General features: G+C 66.7%; 14 protein-coding genes. 5 read left to right on the top strand and 9 right to left on the bottom strand.

The annotated features are described in order from the left end of the window. Positions 1-147: 147 nt before the first annotated feature. Positions 148-1,872, top strand: a complete 1,725-nt coding sequence (locus GTK09_RS13505; protein WP_163463806.1) for an extracellular solute-binding protein — start codon at positions 148-150, stop codon at positions 1,870-1,872. Positions 1,873-2,095: 223 nt separating this feature from the next. Here GTK09_RS13505 and GTK09_RS13510 read toward each other — a convergent pair whose 3' ends face one another. Further along, positions 2,096-3,199: a ribonuclease T2 family protein gene (locus tag GTK09_RS13510; protein WP_163463697.1), complete on the bottom strand. Its 1,104-nt coding sequence runs from the start codon at positions 3,197-3,199 to the stop codon at positions 2,096-2,098. 205 nt (positions 3,200-3,404) lie between these two features. On the opposite strand from GTK09_RS13510, the gene GTK09_RS13515 reads away from it, so the two are divergent. Both GTK09_RS13515 and GTK09_RS13520 read left to right on the top strand, forming a co-directional pair. Next, positions 3,405-4,361, top strand: coding sequence for an alpha/beta fold hydrolase (locus GTK09_RS13515; protein ID WP_163463698.1), 957 nt, complete (start codon positions 3,405-3,407; stop codon positions 4,359-4,361). Between the two features lie 109 nt (positions 4,362-4,470). Further along, entirely contained in the window at positions 4,471-4,923 is a 453-nt protein-coding gene (locus GTK09_RS13520) for an MgtC/SapB family protein (protein ID WP_163463699.1), read from the top strand. Positions 4,924-5,022: 99 nt separating this feature from the next. Here GTK09_RS13520 and GTK09_RS13525 read toward each other — a convergent pair whose 3' ends face one another. The 3 genes from GTK09_RS13525 to GTK09_RS13535 form a co-directional block, all read right to left on the bottom strand. Continuing rightward, the gene (locus tag GTK09_RS13525) at positions 5,023-5,985 is read right to left on the bottom strand and encodes a COG3904 family protein (protein ID WP_163463700.1); all 963 of its coding nucleotides are present in this window, start codon (positions 5,983-5,985) and stop codon (positions 5,023-5,025) included. Positions 5,986-6,045: 60 nt separating this feature from the next. Beyond that, positions 6,046-7,365 carry a hypothetical protein gene (locus GTK09_RS13530; RefSeq protein ID WP_163463701.1) on the bottom strand — a complete coding sequence of 440 codons (1,320 nt, stop codon included), beginning with the start codon at positions 7,363-7,365 and terminating at the stop codon, positions 6,046-6,048. A 660-nt stretch (positions 7,366-8,025) separates the two neighbouring features. After that, positions 8,026-9,228, bottom strand: coding sequence for a pyridoxal phosphate-dependent aminotransferase (locus GTK09_RS13535; RefSeq protein ID WP_163463702.1), 1,203 nt, complete (start codon positions 9,226-9,228; stop codon positions 8,026-8,028). Positions 9,229-9,508: 280 nt separating this feature from the next. On the opposite strand from GTK09_RS13535, the gene GTK09_RS13540 reads away from it, so the two are divergent. Further along, positions 9,509-10,585 carry a histone deacetylase family protein gene (locus GTK09_RS13540; RefSeq protein WP_163463703.1) on the top strand — a complete coding sequence of 359 codons (1,077 nt, stop codon included), beginning with the start codon at positions 9,509-9,511 and terminating at the stop codon, positions 10,583-10,585. A 75-nt stretch (positions 10,586-10,660) separates the two neighbouring features. Here GTK09_RS13540 and GTK09_RS13545 read toward each other — a convergent pair whose 3' ends face one another. The 5 genes from GTK09_RS13545 to GTK09_RS13565 all read right to left on the bottom strand — a co-directional run bounded on the left by GTK09_RS13545 (position 10,661) and on the right by GTK09_RS13565 (position 14,632). Further along, the gene (locus tag GTK09_RS13545; RefSeq protein ID WP_163463704.1) at positions 10,661-11,002 is read right to left on the bottom strand and encodes a hypothetical protein; all 342 of its coding nucleotides are present in this window, start codon (positions 11,000-11,002) and stop codon (positions 10,661-10,663) included. Positions 11,003-11,189: 187 nt separating this feature from the next. Continuing rightward, positions 11,190-11,798: a GNAT family N-acetyltransferase gene (locus GTK09_RS13550; RefSeq protein ID WP_163463705.1), complete on the bottom strand. Its 609-nt coding sequence runs from the start codon at positions 11,796-11,798 to the stop codon at positions 11,190-11,192. Between the two features lie 14 nt (positions 11,799-11,812). Then, the gene (locus tag GTK09_RS13555; RefSeq protein ID WP_163463706.1) at positions 11,813-12,226 is read right to left on the bottom strand and encodes a ketosteroid isomerase-related protein; all 414 of its coding nucleotides are present in this window, start codon (positions 12,224-12,226) and stop codon (positions 11,813-11,815) included. Between the two features lie 179 nt (positions 12,227-12,405). After that, complete coding sequence (locus GTK09_RS13560; protein ID WP_246217897.1) at positions 12,406-12,894, bottom strand: hypothetical protein; 489 nt, start codon at positions 12,892-12,894, stop codon at positions 12,406-12,408. A 190-nt stretch (positions 12,895-13,084) separates the two neighbouring features. After that, a complete protein-coding gene (locus GTK09_RS13565; RefSeq protein WP_163463708.1) occupies positions 13,085-14,632 on the bottom strand; it encodes a bifunctional aminoglycoside phosphotransferase/ATP-binding protein in 1,548 nt (515 codons plus the stop codon). A gap of 136 nt (positions 14,633-14,768) precedes the next feature. Here GTK09_RS13565 and GTK09_RS13570 point away from each other — a divergent pair, with 136 nt between their 5' ends. After that, positions 14,769-15,122, top strand: a complete 354-nt coding sequence (locus GTK09_RS13570; RefSeq protein ID WP_163463709.1) for a c-type cytochrome — start codon at positions 14,769-14,771, stop codon at positions 15,120-15,122. Positions 15,123-15,148: the final 26 nt, after the last annotated feature.

Consider the following 15,148-nt stretch of genomic DNA (forward strand, 5'->3'; position numbering starts at 1 on the left):
AAGGAATCCGGTCGGCAGGAAACATCGAACCGAAACCGGGAATCCTTGATGCGCAATCAATATGCCGCCGTCTGCGCCCTCGTCCTCGCAGCGGCGCCGCTTGCCGCCGCCGATGCCGCCCGCGCCGCGCCGGCCCATGCGATCGCCATGCAGGGAGAGCCGGCCTTGCCTGCCGATTTCCAGGTCCGTCCCTTCATCAATCCGGATGCCCCGCAGGGCGGCACCATGCGCTACTGCGTCTTCGGCAATTTCGACAATCTCAACCCGGTGATCGTGCGCGGCGCGCTGACGACGGCGCGGGGCATCTGGTTCGACAAGGAATTCGGCAACCTCGTCTTCGAGCCGCTGATGGAGCGCTCGCCCGACGAGCCCTTCACCATGTACGGCCTGATCGCCAGGACCGTCGAGACCGACGACAAGCGCTCCTTCGTGGAGTTTCGGCTCGATCCGAAGGCAAAGTTCTCCGACGGCGAGCCGATCACCCCGGAAGACGTCTTGTTCACGGTGCGCATGCTGCGCGAGCACGGCCGGCCGATGTATGCCAACTGGCTGCGCCCGGCGGTGAAGATCGAAAAGGTCGGCGAGGACGGCGTGCGCTTCACCTTCGACGAGACCGCCGACAGGGAGACGCCGCTGCTCATCGCCGGCCTGCCGGTGCTGCCCGAGCACGCCTTCGACGAGAAAACCTTCGAGCAGACGACGCTGAAGCCGGTCATCGGCTCCGGTCCCTATGTGATCGCCGACGTCAAGCCGGGCCAGGAGATCACCTACGAGAAGAACCCCGACTACTGGGCCAAGGACCTGCCGATCCGCAAAGGCATTTTCAACTACGGCACCGTGGTGATCGACTACTATCGCGACACCAACGCGCAGTTCGAGGGCTTCAAGAAGGGCAATTGCCACATCTATCTCGAGGGCGACCCCAACCACTGGCGCACTGCCTACGACTTTCCCGCGGTCGACGATGGCCGGGTCATCAAGGAGACGTTCAAGACCGGCGCCCCGCCGAACATGCTGGCCTTCGTCTTCAACACGAGACGGCCGATCTTCTCCGACCGCAAGGTGCGCCAGGCCCTGTCGATGCTGTTCGATTTCGAATGGGCCAACAAGACGCTCTATTACGACGCCTACGAGCGCACCGGTTCGTTCTTCCAGAATTCCGAACTGTCCGCCCTCGGCCGGCCGGCCGGCGAGAAGGAGAAGGCACTGCTCGCCCCTTATCTGGACGACATCGACCCCAAGGTGATGGACGGAACCTACCGGCCGAGCGTCAGCGACGGTTCCGGTTCGGACCGCAAGGTGATGCGCGCCGCCCTCGATCAGTTCGAGGCGGCCGGCTACCGCTTCGAGAGCCGCCGGCTCGTCGGGCCGGACGGCAAGCCTCTCACCTTCGAGATTCTCGCCCAATCGCCTGAACAGGTGAAGATGGCGGAGGCCTATACCCGTACGCTCGGCCGCCTCGGCATCGCGGCGACCGTCCGCCTCGTCGACGACAGCCAGTACCAGGCCCGCAAGAACGCCTTCGACTTCGACATGATCATCGCTTCCTATTCGGCCTCGCTCTCCCCGGGTGCCGAGCAGACCTATCGCTGGAGTTCGAAGGCCAAGGACATCAACGGCTCGTTCAACTACGCCGGCGCAGCCGAGCCGGCGATCGACGCCTTGATCGACGACATCGTCACGGCCCGCTCGCGCGAGGACTTCGTCGCCGCGGTCAGGGCCTACGACCGGGTGCTGATCTCCGGCCACTACGTCGTGCCACTGTTTCACCTGCCGGAGCAGCGTCTCGCCCGCTGGGCCTTCATCAAGCATCCCGAGACGACGCCGCTCTACGGCTATCAGCTGCCGACCTTCTGGCGCGCACCTCAATGAGGCTGGGCCGGCGCCAGTACCCCGGCCCGTTGCCAATGACGGGAAAGGCTGCGGGCGCTCACCAGAATTCGCGGCAGAACTTTTCCGAGCGTTCTCGCACACTTTCCCCGATTTCGCTTTAGCTCCCAACGCGCAAGCCTTCTCTCCGGGCTGCTGCGGCAGGCCTGACCCAATTGATCAACGCAGCGTGGACGGCGAGCCGCCGACGATCGACCCTTCGTCCCTACTGGAACCCGACCGCGTCGACGATGCCTTCGTTGCAACCGCCGTCGGTGGGTTTGGCAGCGGCGATCAAGGCGGAAACGTCGGGATCGGGCGTGATCTCCCCGACGAGGCCGATGGTCAGTTCGCCGATCAGCTGGCGCTTGCCGTCGCGCGAGCAGGAGATGCGAACCCGCTCGCCCGCTCCGGGACCGAAGGCCTGATCGAAGGCCCCCCGAATCTGCTGACGGGTGAGCGTCTGGCCGACGGCCCCGGCGAAGATCTCACGGACCTTGGAGGCATTGATCTTGCGGAGAACCGCGAGGGAATCGTCGAAATACTCGTCGGCGGTGGTCTCGTAGCAGGTGCCGTGCCGGGTCCATTCGTGGCGATCGAGCATCGATTGCGTGCCGGGCATCGCCTTCTCCATCTCCGCCCGGGTCTCGGCATCGACCTCGACCGGCGGCAGCTTGTCCCAGTCGCTGGCCTTGTCGTCGCTCTTCTGCTTTGCCGGGACGCCGCAATATTCGACGCCGCGCGGCTGCGGCCACAGGCCGTGCAGGGCGAAGTGATCGGCGTCGAAGCGGTCGCCCGTCTGCGACCGGCATTCGGCCTTGGTCTGATGGGTGTCGCAGAATGCCGGCTGCCAGCTGATGGCGAGGATGAGGTCGCGCGGGACCTCGCCGTTGCCGCCGGCGCCCGAAGGCGCCGCGCCACCGTCCGGCGCAGATTCGACCTTTCGTCCATCCGGCTCGGCAAAGTCGCCGCTGGAGCCGTCGTCGCTCTCGAGGGCGATGGATCCGGCCGAACCGGGACGCCGGAAGGCGTCGGCACTCGCCACCAGCTTCACCCAGTCGCCGCAGGTCTTGTCGACCCAGCGCCGATCCGGCGCGGCGCCGGGGACGACGACGTAGTAGTGTGTGCCGTTCGGCCGGTTCTCGCCGATGAGATGATAGGCACGGCCGCTCTCCAGCCTGGCACCGCTTTCGCTGGCGGCATTGCGGATCGAAACGGTGGCCTTGCAGTCCTTGCGGGCGATCAGATAGCCGTCGAGCGGCTCCTGTGCGAAGGCCGCAGAACCGGAAAGGCTCCCGGCGACGAGTGCCGGCAAGACCAGGATTCGCATCGTTCGATCCCCCCTTTGGCATCGGCCGGGCGCGTGCGAGTGGGCGGCCGTGTCGTTGTGATTACAGTTTAGAGTTATACTGCCTCTGGGTAAACGGCCGTCGCGCGCCTGGGAAGGCCGCGGCGACGAACAAAGCTCATGCGATGCCTTCAAGGGAGCCCTATGTAGAGCAGACGAGACAAAACACTCAAGGAGCCGACCAGCCGTGGATTTCGACCATCAGACATCGATCGAAAGCCGCTCCGGCGCGACGCTCCATCTCTATGTGACCCGGGCGAAGGGGGAGCCGCGTGGCACCGTTCTCGTCTTTCATGGTCTTGCCGAACATGCCGGCCGATACGGCCGCTTCGCCCGCGACCTTTCGGCGCTGGGATTTCACGTCCTCGCCCATGACCATCGCGGCCACGGGTCGACCGCGGCGCCCGACGCGCCGCTGCGCCGCTTCGCGACCAAGGGCGGCGCGGAGAAGCTGCTGCGGGACTGCCATGCGGTCCATCTTCATGCCGAGGAGACCTTCGGCGACCTGCCCCTCGTCGTCTTCGGCCACTCCCTCGGCGGGACGATCGCGCTGAACTACGGCGAGCGCTACGGCCGCCAGCTTGCCGGCCTTTGCGTCTGGAACGCCGACGTCTCGCACGGTATCGAGCGGCGCATCGGACGGTTCGCCCTGAAGGCCGAGAAGGCGCTGAAAGGCTCCGACGTCGCCAGCGACCTGTCGCGCCGCGCCATGTTCGGCGCCTGGGCGAAATCGGTTTCGCCGCGTCGCACCGAGTTCGACTGGCTGAGCCACGACGAGGCCGCCGTCGACGCCTATATCCGCGATCCCCTGTGCGGTTTCACGCCGACGGTCTCGATGATGGAGGACATCGCCAGGCTGGTCTTCGAGGCCGGCTCCAAAGCGGGGTTGTCGCTGCTCCCGTCGCATCTGCCGATTCATCTTCTCGGCGGGTCGCAGGATCCGGCGACGCGCGGCGGCAGGGCGATCGTCGAGCTCGCCGAGGCAATGCAGGCACTCGACTGCGACCGGGTCGAGAGCCACGTCATCGAGGGGGCGCGGCACGAGACGCTGATGGAGATCGAGCCGATTCGCGCGGCGGCGATGCGATCGCTCGAACGCTTCCTGGTGGCCGCGACCGAATCGGCCGGAACGAGGGGCGCTTGACAGGCGGTCGGCGGCGAGCCTTGGCTTGGAAGCACGTCGGACCATTGGGGCGATCGTGTCGGGTGCTTCTGAAGGGGAACAATTTCTACCGTCATACGCTCTTCCAGCCATGAGCGACCTCGGCAGCTTCATCGATCTTGAGGCCCTCGGCACCGATGCCCTCCGCCTCGTCCTCGCCGCCCTCCTCTGCGGCGCGATCGGCTTCGAACGGGAACGCAAGGAGCGCTCCGCCGGCCTCAGGACACATATGCTCGTCGGCGTCGGCGCCTGCGTCTTCACGCTGTTGATGACGGTCCTCGTCGGCCTCTACGACGGCGATCAGGTTCGCGCCGACCCGATCCGAATGATCGGGGCGATAACCTCGGGCGTCGCCTTCCTGGCGGCGGGCGCGATCATCCAGGCAAAGGGTGAGGTCCGTGGCCTCACCACCGGCGCGTCCCTCTGGCTCTCGGGCGCGATCGGCCTCGCCTGCGGCCTGGGTGAGTTCCGGATCGGCATCCTGGCCGTCATCGTGACGCTGCTGGTGCTTCGCGGCTTGAAGATCATCGAGCGCCATATTTGAACGCTGCCGGCCTGAGGAAGAGTTGCTCAGGCCGCCCTCTGGCCGGATGGCCATCGGCGCCGGCTTGCCCGGCCCGTGAGGCGCCCGCTCGGGCACAGATCAAAGCAGCGATCCGTTCGACTGCGCTGCCGTGGACGCCTTCTCGTCGGTTTCGGCTTCGGCGGTCGTCGGCGGCTCGAATCGCGGATAGGACGGCGCCGGCGGGCCGACGAAGCTCGGGCCGTCGGGCAATGGCCGGACCAGACGGTATTCGACCAGTTCTTCCGGCGTCAGCACGTAGAGGCTGGCCGACGGTGTCTGCATCGCCTTGATCCACAGGGCCGGATCGACGCCCATCTCGGCGAGCAGCGTCTGGCACTCGGCGGTCGTCGCCTGGATCTCGGCGATCGATCGGTCGACCGTCGACGGCAGTCCCGGCTCCGCGCCCGACACGGCATAGACCTGGTGAACGCCGACCCAGGAATTTTCCCCGGCCCGCCGGGTCAGGCCGCCGGCGAGGACCAGCGGGCAGGCCGAGGCGCAGTAGCCGTCGGCCGGTACGCGGGTGGAGATATCCTGCGAGCGCAGATCGCGGGCCATCGCCATGGCATCGGCGACCGAACCTCCCGGCGAATGCAGGACGAGGGTTTCGACGCCTTCGGCCGCGGGCGAGGCCAGGAACTCGCGCAGCGCCTCACCGGTGCCTACCTCGATCCGGCCGATCGCCGTCGCTTCGCCTTCCGGGCCGACGAAGAAGCGCATCGGTGCTGCCAGAGCCTCGCCTTCGGCAGGGCCGTCATAGCCCGGCAGTGTCGGCTCGCCCCGGTCGGGGCCGACCGGAATGGTGCGCGGCAGATAGGGCCGGATCTGGTCGCCAGGGCTCGGCCGCCTGAGCGGCAACGGCTCGGTGCGGCTCAGCCGCTCACGCTCCGCCGAGCGGCCGGCCATGTCCTGATAGTCGAGAGCGACCATCGCACCGGCGACGCCGAGCAGCGCCAGGAAGACCAATCGCAGCACCGAGCCCTCGGGCAGCTTCAGGACCAGCCGCTCAAGCCGGCCCGGCGATGTCTCGTCACCGATCACGCTACCACCCCCTACCGGAAATGCCGGCGCCAAGCGCAGCGCTGCGGGACAGGGTCCATCCTACCGCGCCGCAGTCTTGGGAAAGAGAGTCGCTCCCGCCGGCCGATTGCGCTGGACGATGTCCGCGTCCTCTTCATCCGGCCCCATGATTTCGCCGTGATAAGTCGAGGAATGCCGCTCGTCCGGCTCGTCGTAACGCTCGGCGGCCTTCAGCTTCTTCTGGATGCGCAGCGCCCGCATCATCTCTCCGGCGCTCATGTCGCCCATTTCCAGCTCTTCGCCCTCCTCGCGGCGGATCACGTCCTGGACGATGCACAGGACGAAGATCAGCACCGCCGGCAGAAGATCGATCGAAATCGCCCCTGCCCAGGACGGCAGGAAGTCGCGGGCATAGCGGATGACCGCCTCTGGCGCCGACAGCGGGGTGAAGCGCAAGGGCTCGACCTTCGGCCGCGCCAGGATCTCGTCGGCGGCCGTCGCCAGCGCCTGGCTCTGGGTCTTCACCGCCGCCTCGATCGTGCCGACGACGCGGCTCTGGCGATCGCGCAGGTCGGCGTCGGTGCCGTCGGAGATCGGGGCGATGAAACTGCGGCCGAGATCCTCGGCGGCGCGGCGGACGGCGGGGGCGACCGAGGTCTGCTCGAGCGAGGTGAGCAGCCCCGACAGCGCCACCGCCTCCTCGCCATAGGCATTCGAGCGATCGGCGACGGGCCCTTGCGAGGAGACCAGCCTGCGCATGGTCGCGAGGTGTTGGCCGCCCTGTTCGAACAGCGTCTTGACCTGCTGCCGCGAACCCTCGATCTCGGCCTGGAGGCCGGAAAGCTGGCTCGACATCTGGCGGAGAAGCTGCACGACCGTCCCGGAGCCCGAAGTTCCGGTGAGGACGCCGGAGCGGGCCTCCTGCTCGGAAAGCCCGGCGAAGCGCTGGGAAGCGAGCTGGATGTCCGGCAGGAGGCTCTGGGCCGCCAGCGCGTTCTCGTGCGCCTCGTTGAGCTTTTGCTGATATTCTTCGGTGGTGACGGCGAGATGCTGTTCGAGCGCCGCCGAGCCGGCGAGAGCCGCGGCGTTCAGCCAGGAGGACATGGCGATGATCATCGCCGAGCCGATCGCCATGGCGAGATAGAGCATGCGCCGGCCGCTGCGCACATGCGGCATGAAGCGCATCAGGTAGGACCAAAAGGCGTAGATCGCCACCGAGACGGCCGAGGAATAGACGAGAGCGCCGAGGAAGACCGTCGTCTCGTCACCGTCGAGAAGCTCCCTGACGCCGAGATAGGTGTAGACGCCGCTGGCCAGCGCCAGGACCGACAGGGTGATGCGCGTCGTCGCGTCGAGCCGCGTGACCTGCCCCCTCAAGGTGTAAGACTGCGATGCACCCATGAACGCGGGACTCCTCACGGACTGACGGCGAGGCGATCTCGCCCCATCGCATTGCGTTAACGGGAGATTAAGACTTTCCCTCGACTGGGGTAAGTACCGCCCGGCGGATTTCCCGGCGATCGCCAGGACGAAGACGGCTGAGGGTTAACGGCGAAAATTCGATCGATCCGAGGAAGCCGGCGGAGGGACCGCAGCCCGGCGCCCGATCTGCACCCAGCGCATAGGCGCCGGCTCTTTGATAGAAACGCTCTATCGATCGTTTGGATATTTCTATGTGTTTTCCGTGTATCGATCAAAAATTGCTATCGTCGAAATGCATAGCTGGCATGCCGGATCGGCATTTGATCCAGCAGCGTGACGAACTAGGTTGGTCGCAGTCGGACGCATCGGCACCTCCTCCCAGTCGATCCGTCTGGCTGTTTCCTCCCATACGGTCTTTCGAGACCACGATTGGCCGGGTTCTTTTGAACCCGGCTTTTTTTTGGCCTCGACACGACGCCCGGCGGCCGCCTTCGCCGCAGTGCGCAAAGAGGTCGGGACGCGGCCGGCTCCGGAGGGGACGGGGGATCCTGCTTTGAGAATGTCAGGACCTGGCAAGCGAAAGCGGGCGGCCCATGGGACCACCCGCCTCTCATTGTCTCGGTCCTTGCGTCGAAGAGATCAGTCGAGGCTGCCGCAGAAGCGCTGGATGCGCGAGCAGGCTTCCTCGAGCAGCGCTTCCGACGTCGCATAGGAGATGCGGAAGTTCGGGCCGAGGCCGAAGGCCGAGCCGTGGACGACGGCGACGCCCTCCGCCTCGAGCAGCTCGGTGACGAAGTCCTGGTCGGTCTCGATCACCTTGCCGCCCGGCGTCTTCTTGCCGATCAGCCCCTTGCAGGACGGATAGACGTAGAAGGCCCCCTCCGGCGACGGGCACTCGATGCCGCCTGCCTGGTTGAGCATGCCGACGACGAGGTCGCGGCGGCCCTGGAAGATCGCCTTGTTCTTCTGAACGAAGTCCTGAGGCCCGTTCAGCGCCTCGACGGCCGCCCACTGGGCGATCGAGCAGGCGCCCGACGTCTGCTGGCCCTGGATCATGTCCATCGCCTTGATCAGCTCCAGCGGGCCGCCGGCATAGCCGATGCGCCAGCCGGTCATCGCATAGGCCTTGGAGACACCGTTGATCGTCAGCGTCCGGTCGTAGAGCGCCGGCTCGACCTGTGCCGGCGTGGCGAAGGTGAAGTCGCCATAGACGAGATGCTCGTACATGTCGTCGGTCATCACCCAGACCTGCGGATGGCGCATCAGGACGTCGGTCAGCGCCTTCAGCTCGTCATGGGTATAGGCCGCTCCCGAGGGGTTGGAGGGCGAGTTGAACAGGAACCACTTGGTCTTTTCGGTGATCGCGTTCTGCAGCGCCTCGGCGGTGAGCTTGAAGCCGGTCGAAATGCCGGCCTCGACGAACACCGAGGTGCCGCCGCAGATCGCCACCATCTCCGGATAGGAGACCCAGTAGGGCGCCGGGATGATCACCTCGTCGCCGGGGTTCAGCGTCGCCATGAAGGCGTTGAACAGCACCTGCTTGCCGCCGGTGCCGACGATCGTCTGCTCCGGCTTGTAGTTAAGGCCGTTCTCGCGCTTGAACTTCTGCGAGATCGCCTCGCGCAGCTGCGGGATGCCGGCGACGGGCGTGTACTTCGTCTCGCCGCGGCGGATCGCATCGATCGCGGCTTCCTTGACGTTGTCGGGCGTGTCGAAATCCGGCTCGCCGGCGCCGAGGCCGATGACGTCGCGGCCTTTCGCCTTGAGTTCGCGGGCCTTCTGCGAGACGGCGATGGTGGCCGAAGGCTTCACGCGATCGAGGGCGGCGGCAAGAAACGCCATTTTCAGATCTCCGATGATCATCAGATGGAAAACGCGGTGCCGGACTCCTTCCGCGCACCTTGACAAACGGCGCGAAACTAGTCCCGGTCGGCCCAAGGCGCAAGCTGGAATGACGGCCGACGAAGCGGCGACGTGCGCCGGCTGCCCAAGGCTTGGAAACACCAGAAGCCGAACGCCCGAAAGCGGGACGACAAGCCGGTCCGGATGGCATATTCCGCCTGTGGGAAGACGCCACTTTCCGTCTGAACGGCGTTGGACGCGGAACCGAACGAGGCAAGCGATGAAGGTCTTTTTCTCAGGGACACAACTGGATCACCAGCCGACCCAGTACGGCGTGCATGGCAAGCTCGTGCGGCCGCTGGAGAACCCGAACCGGGCGGAAACGCTGATCGAGAGCCTCGCGCGGCTGGGGCTGGCGGCAGACGAGCCCCCGGCGGCGGATCGTGCGGCGATCGAGAGGGTGCATCCGGGGCACTATCTCGACTTCCTCGACACCGCCTTCGAGCGGTTCCAGGCGCTGCCGAATGCCGGGCCGGAGGTCATCCCCAACGTCCATCCCTATTTCGCCGCCGACCGGCCCTACGCGCCCTCGCCGCTGGCCTCCGGCGCACGCCCGGCGCCGCGCACCACCGGCATCATCGGGCAGACCGGCTGGTATGTCGGCGATCTCTCCTGCGCGATGACTGAAGGCACCGCCGCGGCAGCCTTCGCCTCGGCGGCGAGCGCGATCGCGGCGACGAGAACCGTGCTTGCCGGCGAAACCAGCGCCTTCGCGCTCTGCCGCCCGCCCGGCCACCACGCCTATCCCGACCGCTCCTCGGGATTCTGCTTCCTGAACAATGCCGCCATCGCCGCCGAGCTTCTGCGGGAGACGTTCGGCAAGGTGGCGATCCTCGACTTCGACACCCATCACGGCGACGGGACGCAGACGATCTTCTATACCCGCGGCGACGTCTTCTTCGGATCGGTGCACACCGATCCATCGGCCTACTACCCGCATTTCCTCGGCTATGGCGACGAGACCGGCGTCGGCGCGGGCGAAGGCGCGAACCTCAACCTGCCGCTCGCCTTCGGCTCGGGCGACGCCGACTTTCTCGGGGCGGTGGAGACGCTTGCCAGGCGGGCCTTGGAGTTCGGCGCCGAGGCGCTGGTCGTCTCCGCCGGCTGGGACGCCCATCAGGCCGACCCGCTGTCGAAACTGGCGGTGACCAGCGCGGCCTATCCGCGCGTCGGGGAGATCCTCGCCCGCCTGAAGCTGCCAACCGTGATCGTCCAGGAGGGCGGCTACTCGCTCACTGCAGTTTCAGAGGCGGCGCCGGCCTTCGTCTCGGCCTTCATGGACGCCAGCGGGGGTTGACGCTTCCGCGCCGATCCGTCCGGGCTTGAGGGAGAGCCGAGGCGGACCGGCGCATGAAGGACGTGGTGAAATCGTTCAGCGATAGGCGATGACCGGGCAACCGCGGACGCGGGCGAAGCGCACCAGCGTGTGGCTGCGGTGCTTGCGGCCGGCGACCGTGATGGAGTGACGGTTGACGCCGCGGATGTGGGCGCGGTGGATGCCGAAGTGCCGGGCCTTGCGCAGCGCGTGGCGCGGGGTGCAGGTGCCGCGGTTCCAATGCCGGCCGTGGCCGCGATGGCGGACGAGCTCGACGCCGCCACTGCCGATCGAGATCGTGGCACGAAGATCGCCGGCGGATGCGGCGGTGGGAGCGGCGGCGCCGGCGGCACCGAGGGCGGCGACGAGGCAGAGGGTCTTTGCGAATTTCTGGAACATGGGGGCTTCTCCTTGGGCTTCGCTGTCTCGGCGCTTTTCCTCCGCCGATGATTTGAAGATGCCAAAGAGCCGCTGAACGATGCCGGAAGGCGACATTCATTTCGCATTCAGATTGTGACGACGGGGAAAGTATCGGGCGGCGGCACAGTCTGACGGCAGGGTGGCGAAAGGTCCGCTTCCCGTCAGCCTAGACCAGCCGGCGCATCCAGAACTGCATCGGCTTGTCGGTTTCGCCGCTTTCGCCGATGTCGCGCCAGCGCATGTGCGAGACGAGGCCGTCGATCCGCTCATAGCCACGCTTTTTCCAGAAGCCGTCGAGCGGCACGTAGCCTTGCGGCCGGGCGGGATGGTCATCGGGTCTGACGACGCCGCAGAAGGCGGCGATCCAATAGCCGCCGGCGCGCCCCGCCTGTTCCCGCGCGTCGAAGAAGCGATGGCCGGCGCCCCGGCCGCGATAGTCCGCCAGAAGCACCGACTCGCCGAGGTAGAACACCTCGGCCGGGTCGATGCCCTTTTTGCGGAAGGCTTCGGAAAGCTGCGGCTGGTGGTCGCCGAGAGGCGCTGCCGTCGCGGCGCCGACGATCTCGCCCGCGCCGCTCCGCGCGATCACCACCATCGCGCCGGGCGATCTCGCATATGAGGCGAGATAGGCCCGCTCGTAGTCCGCATCGCCGTCATAGAGATAGGGATAGGCCCGGAAGACGGTGATGCGGAGCCGCGCGAGATCGTCGAGGATCGGCCCGATGCCTTCGCCCGAGAGCACGTCGAAAGAGAGGTTGCCCGTCGCTCCAGCCATGCCGCCCTCGCCCGTCACGCCTTCGAGACGGCCGCGATCCAGGCCTTGAGGTTGTAATAGGTTGTGACGCGGGTAATTTTGCCGTCCTCAAGCGAGAAGAACTGGCCGGCGGGGATCGAATAGGCCTGGTTCGACGCTTCCGGCAGGCCGGCCGCCGTCTCCCGGTAGCGCCCGCGCACGGTGAACTCGGCTGCCGCCCGCGTGCCGTCCTCGGAGGCGAAGACGACGATGTCGGCGAGGGTCTCGTCGTAGTGGCGGTGCATCGTCGCCATGAAGACGCGGAAACTCTCCTGGCCGATCTCCCGGCCGCTTTCGTTGACGTCGTGGGCGACGTCCTCGTCGAGCAGCGCCAGCATCGTGTCGACGTCGCCCGCGTTGAAGGCTTTGAGATAGCGATGGATCAGGGCTTCGGTGTCGGTGCGGGTCATCGGGGATCCTTCGGGTTGGGCGGACAATCTGTTTCGCTCCGCCCTACCCGTCAACCGCCCGAAATGCCAGCCTTCCCGTTAGAGCGGCATGAGGTGAGCTTCGCTCACCCTTCCGCTCAATCTTCTTGTTGGAGCATGATCTTTCCCGAAAACCGGTTCCCACTTTTCGGGATCATTCTCTAGCTGGTGACGCCGAAGACCTCGGCGCAGCGCGAGAAGCTGAAGCCCTCGCCGTCGGTGTCGCGGCTGGTGCGGATGGTCGTGATGATTCCGGCCGAATTGGTCGAGATCTGCGCCTCGCAGCCGAGCTGTTCCGTGCGTGACGGAGAGAGCAGCACCTTTCCGGGGGGCGTCGCATCCATTCCCATATTGCCGCCGATGTTGATGATCGTCGAGCCGCGCCGCTTCTCCTCGAACTCGCGCTCCTGCTTGGTCATGTCCCGGTATTGCGCCGACACGGTCCGCTCGGTCTCGCCGCCCTGCCACGTGTAGACGGTGCCGCCGTTGTTCAGATCGAAGGCGCTGACCGGCGGGCCGTATTGAGCGAAGAAGGCGTCGCTCGACTGGCCGATCCAGCGCCCTTGGATCGCCTGGTTGGCTTCCTCCGTCGTCGTGCAACCGGCCAGAAGGCCGAGCGCGACCACCCCCATCACCATGCTTTTCTTCATCGATCGACTTCCCGTCATCGCAGCCCTCACCCAGCGCGAGGCCGACGAAACTGGCGATGCGGGCAGAAGCGACGAAAAGTCCATGACCCAGCGTCTCAGGCAGCGTCGTCCCCAGAGATTTTTCTCGCTGACCCGCGATACGTCAGACCGAGGTGGCTGCGTCGACCGTCTCTCCTTTCGGGCGACCCCTTCAAGCGGCGGTCTCGTCGCCCGTCTTCTCCAGCTTCGACAGGACACGGTCCCGCACCGATGCGGTCGAGCCTTCCCCGTCGACGGACGACCAGCCGATCGCGCCGGTCGCCCTTTCGAGCTGGCGGCGGACGACGTCCGGCGTCGCGTCGGACGGATCGCCGGACCGGGCGCCGACGCGGCGAAGCAATTCTTCGGCCGGTACGTCGAGCCAGATGCCGCGGAACGGCACGCCCGCCTCTATCGCCGCCGCCTCTATCGCCGAGCGCTCCGGCGGCGTCGAGAACGTCGCATCGGCGACGACAGCGTGGCCTCCTTCGGTGATTGCCACGGCATGATCGAACAGGTCGCGATAGACGGCCGCCGTCACCTCCCGCGCATAGGCCTCGGCACCCAGCCGCGTCTGCGGCGAAACCCCGTAGCGCGCCTTGCGCAGGCGGTCGCTCGACAGCGTCCGCGCGCCAGGCGCCGGGCCGATCTCCGGCGCGATCATGCGGGCGACGGTGGACTTGCCCGAGCCGGAGAGCCCGCCGACGGCGACGAGGAGCGGCGCCTTGTCGTCCAGAAGCGTCAGAGCGAGATCGAAATAGCTCTTCGCCTCGTCGCGCTTCTCCGCCGCGCCATCCTCCATGTCCACGGAAGCCGTCGCCGCCACATGGGCCCGCACCGCTGCCCGCACCGCCATGAAATACGGCACGAGCGGCAGGCCACCCTCGTCGCCGGTGAGATCGAGATAGCGGTTGAGGACGAGGTTGGCGTGGCTGCGAAGATCGCGGTGCCAGAGGTCCATGAGGAGGAAGGCGAGATCGTAGAGGAGATCGGTGGTGCCGAGATCCTCGTCGAATTCCAGGCAATCGAAGACCGTCGGCTCGCCATCGACGAGGCAGATGTTGCGCAGATGAAGGTCGCCGTGGCAGCGGCGGATCATCCCCTCGCGGCCGCGCCGGTCGAGGAGGTCCGCCAGCTGGGCATGCTTCCGGCGGAAACGGGCGTTGAAGCTCTCGACCGCCTCTTCCGCGAAGACGTCGCCGCCGGCAAGCGCCGCCTCGTTGACGTCGAGAACGCCGGCCATGTGTGCCGCGCCGTCTTCCCGCGGCATTGCCTCGATATCGCGATGGAACTCGGCGATCTGCCGCGCCAGGCTCTCGATCAGGTCGTCCGTCAGGGTTCCGGCGACGGCCATGCGGTCGAACAGCGTGTCCTCGTCGAAGCGGGCCATCTCGACCACCACGTCGGCGAGTTCGCCGGCGCCGTCCAGCGCCAGATCGCCTGAAGCCTCGCGGGTGATGCGCCTGACGCCGCGATAGAGATGCGGCGCGGTGCGGCGGTTGAGTTCGACCTCCCGTTCGGCTGCCCCCAGCCGCAGCGCGGGCGTCGAGAAATCGACATAAGGACGCTTCAGCGCCCGCTTCAGCTTCACCGCGGTCTCGTGCCCGAGGAGGAGATGCGAGATGTGGGTCGTGACCTCCTCGATCGCCTCCGGATCGTCGACGAAGAGTTCGCTTTGCCTCAGGAAGGCGATCACCTTCGCCTGGCTCTCGTCCTTCATCGCCCATCTCCCCCGCATATCGGCAGCCGCGTCCTCATCCCTCGCCGGTGTCCGCTCGCGCCGCCTTGACCGGGATCAAGGCGGCGGCGGCAAGGAGGCGCTACTTCGTCACCTCGACATAGGAGGAGACGGCACGATGACAGCGCAATTCTCGAAATTCGGTCGAGCGTCGGGGCTGGTGGCAGGCTGCGCCCTCCTCTTCGGCGGCGCACTCACGGCCGCGGCGGAGGACCTGTCGCAGCTGGCGGCCGGCCAACGACTTCTCGAAGAGAACTGCGCCCGCTGCCACGCCGTCACGCGGACCGGAGACAGCCCGCACCCCGAGGCACCTCCGTTCCGCACGCTTTCGGAGCGCTATCCCGTCGAACAGATCGAGGAAGCCCTGGTCGAAGGCCTGTCGACGGGCCATCCGGACATGCCGCAGTTCATCTTCACCCCGGCCAAGGCCGCGGCGATCGTCGCCTATCTGAAGAGCATCCAGGCCGAGTGACATACGCGCGGAGGGAGGATGGTGTA

The organism is Jiella pacifica (genome assembly GCF_010500815.1).
In the GTDB taxonomy this organism is placed as follows: Bacteria; Pseudomonadota; Alphaproteobacteria; order Rhizobiales; family Rhizobiaceae; genus Jiella; species Jiella pacifica.

What these genes read in the sequence shown, in the direction of transcription:
- GTK09_RS13505 (WP_163463806.1), top strand. Translation starts at nt 148, where the DNA reads ATGCAGGGAGAGCCGGCCTTGCCTGCCGATTTCCAGGTCCGTCCCTTC.
- GTK09_RS13510 (WP_163463697.1), bottom strand. Translation starts at nt 3,199, where the DNA reads ATGCGAATCCTGGTCTTGCCGGCACTCGTCGCCGGGAGCCTTTCCGGT.
- GTK09_RS13520 (WP_163463699.1), top strand. Translation starts at nt 4,471, where the DNA reads ATGAGCGACCTCGGCAGCTTCATCGATCTTGAGGCCCTCGGCACCGAT.
- GTK09_RS13530 (WP_163463701.1), bottom strand. Translation starts at nt 7,365, where the DNA reads ATGGGTGCATCGCAGTCTTACACCTTGAGGGGGCAGGTCACGCGGCTC.
- GTK09_RS13535 (WP_163463702.1), bottom strand. Translation starts at nt 9,228, where the DNA reads ATGGCGTTTCTTGCCGCCGCCCTCGATCGCGTGAAGCCTTCGGCCACC.
- GTK09_RS13540 (WP_163463703.1), top strand. Translation starts at nt 9,509, where the DNA reads ATGAAGGTCTTTTTCTCAGGGACACAACTGGATCACCAGCCGACCCAG.
- GTK09_RS13545 (WP_163463704.1), bottom strand. Translation starts at nt 11,002, where the DNA reads ATGTTCCAGAAATTCGCAAAGACCCTCTGCCTCGTCGCCGCCCTCGGT.
- GTK09_RS13550 (WP_163463705.1), bottom strand. Translation starts at nt 11,798, where the DNA reads ATGGCTGGAGCGACGGGCAACCTCTCTTTCGACGTGCTCTCGGGCGAA.
- GTK09_RS13555 (WP_163463706.1), bottom strand. Translation starts at nt 12,226, where the DNA reads ATGACCCGCACCGACACCGAAGCCCTGATCCATCGCTATCTCAAAGCC.
- GTK09_RS13560 (WP_246217897.1), bottom strand. Translation starts at nt 12,894, where the DNA reads ATGAAGAAAAGCATGGTGATGGGGGTGGTCGCGCTCGGCCTTCTGGCC.
- GTK09_RS13565 (WP_163463708.1), bottom strand. Translation starts at nt 14,632, where the DNA reads ATGAAGGACGAGAGCCAGGCGAAGGTGATCGCCTTCCTGAGGCAAAGC.
- GTK09_RS13570 (WP_163463709.1), top strand. Translation starts at nt 14,769, where the DNA reads ATGACAGCGCAATTCTCGAAATTCGGTCGAGCGTCGGGGCTGGTGGCA.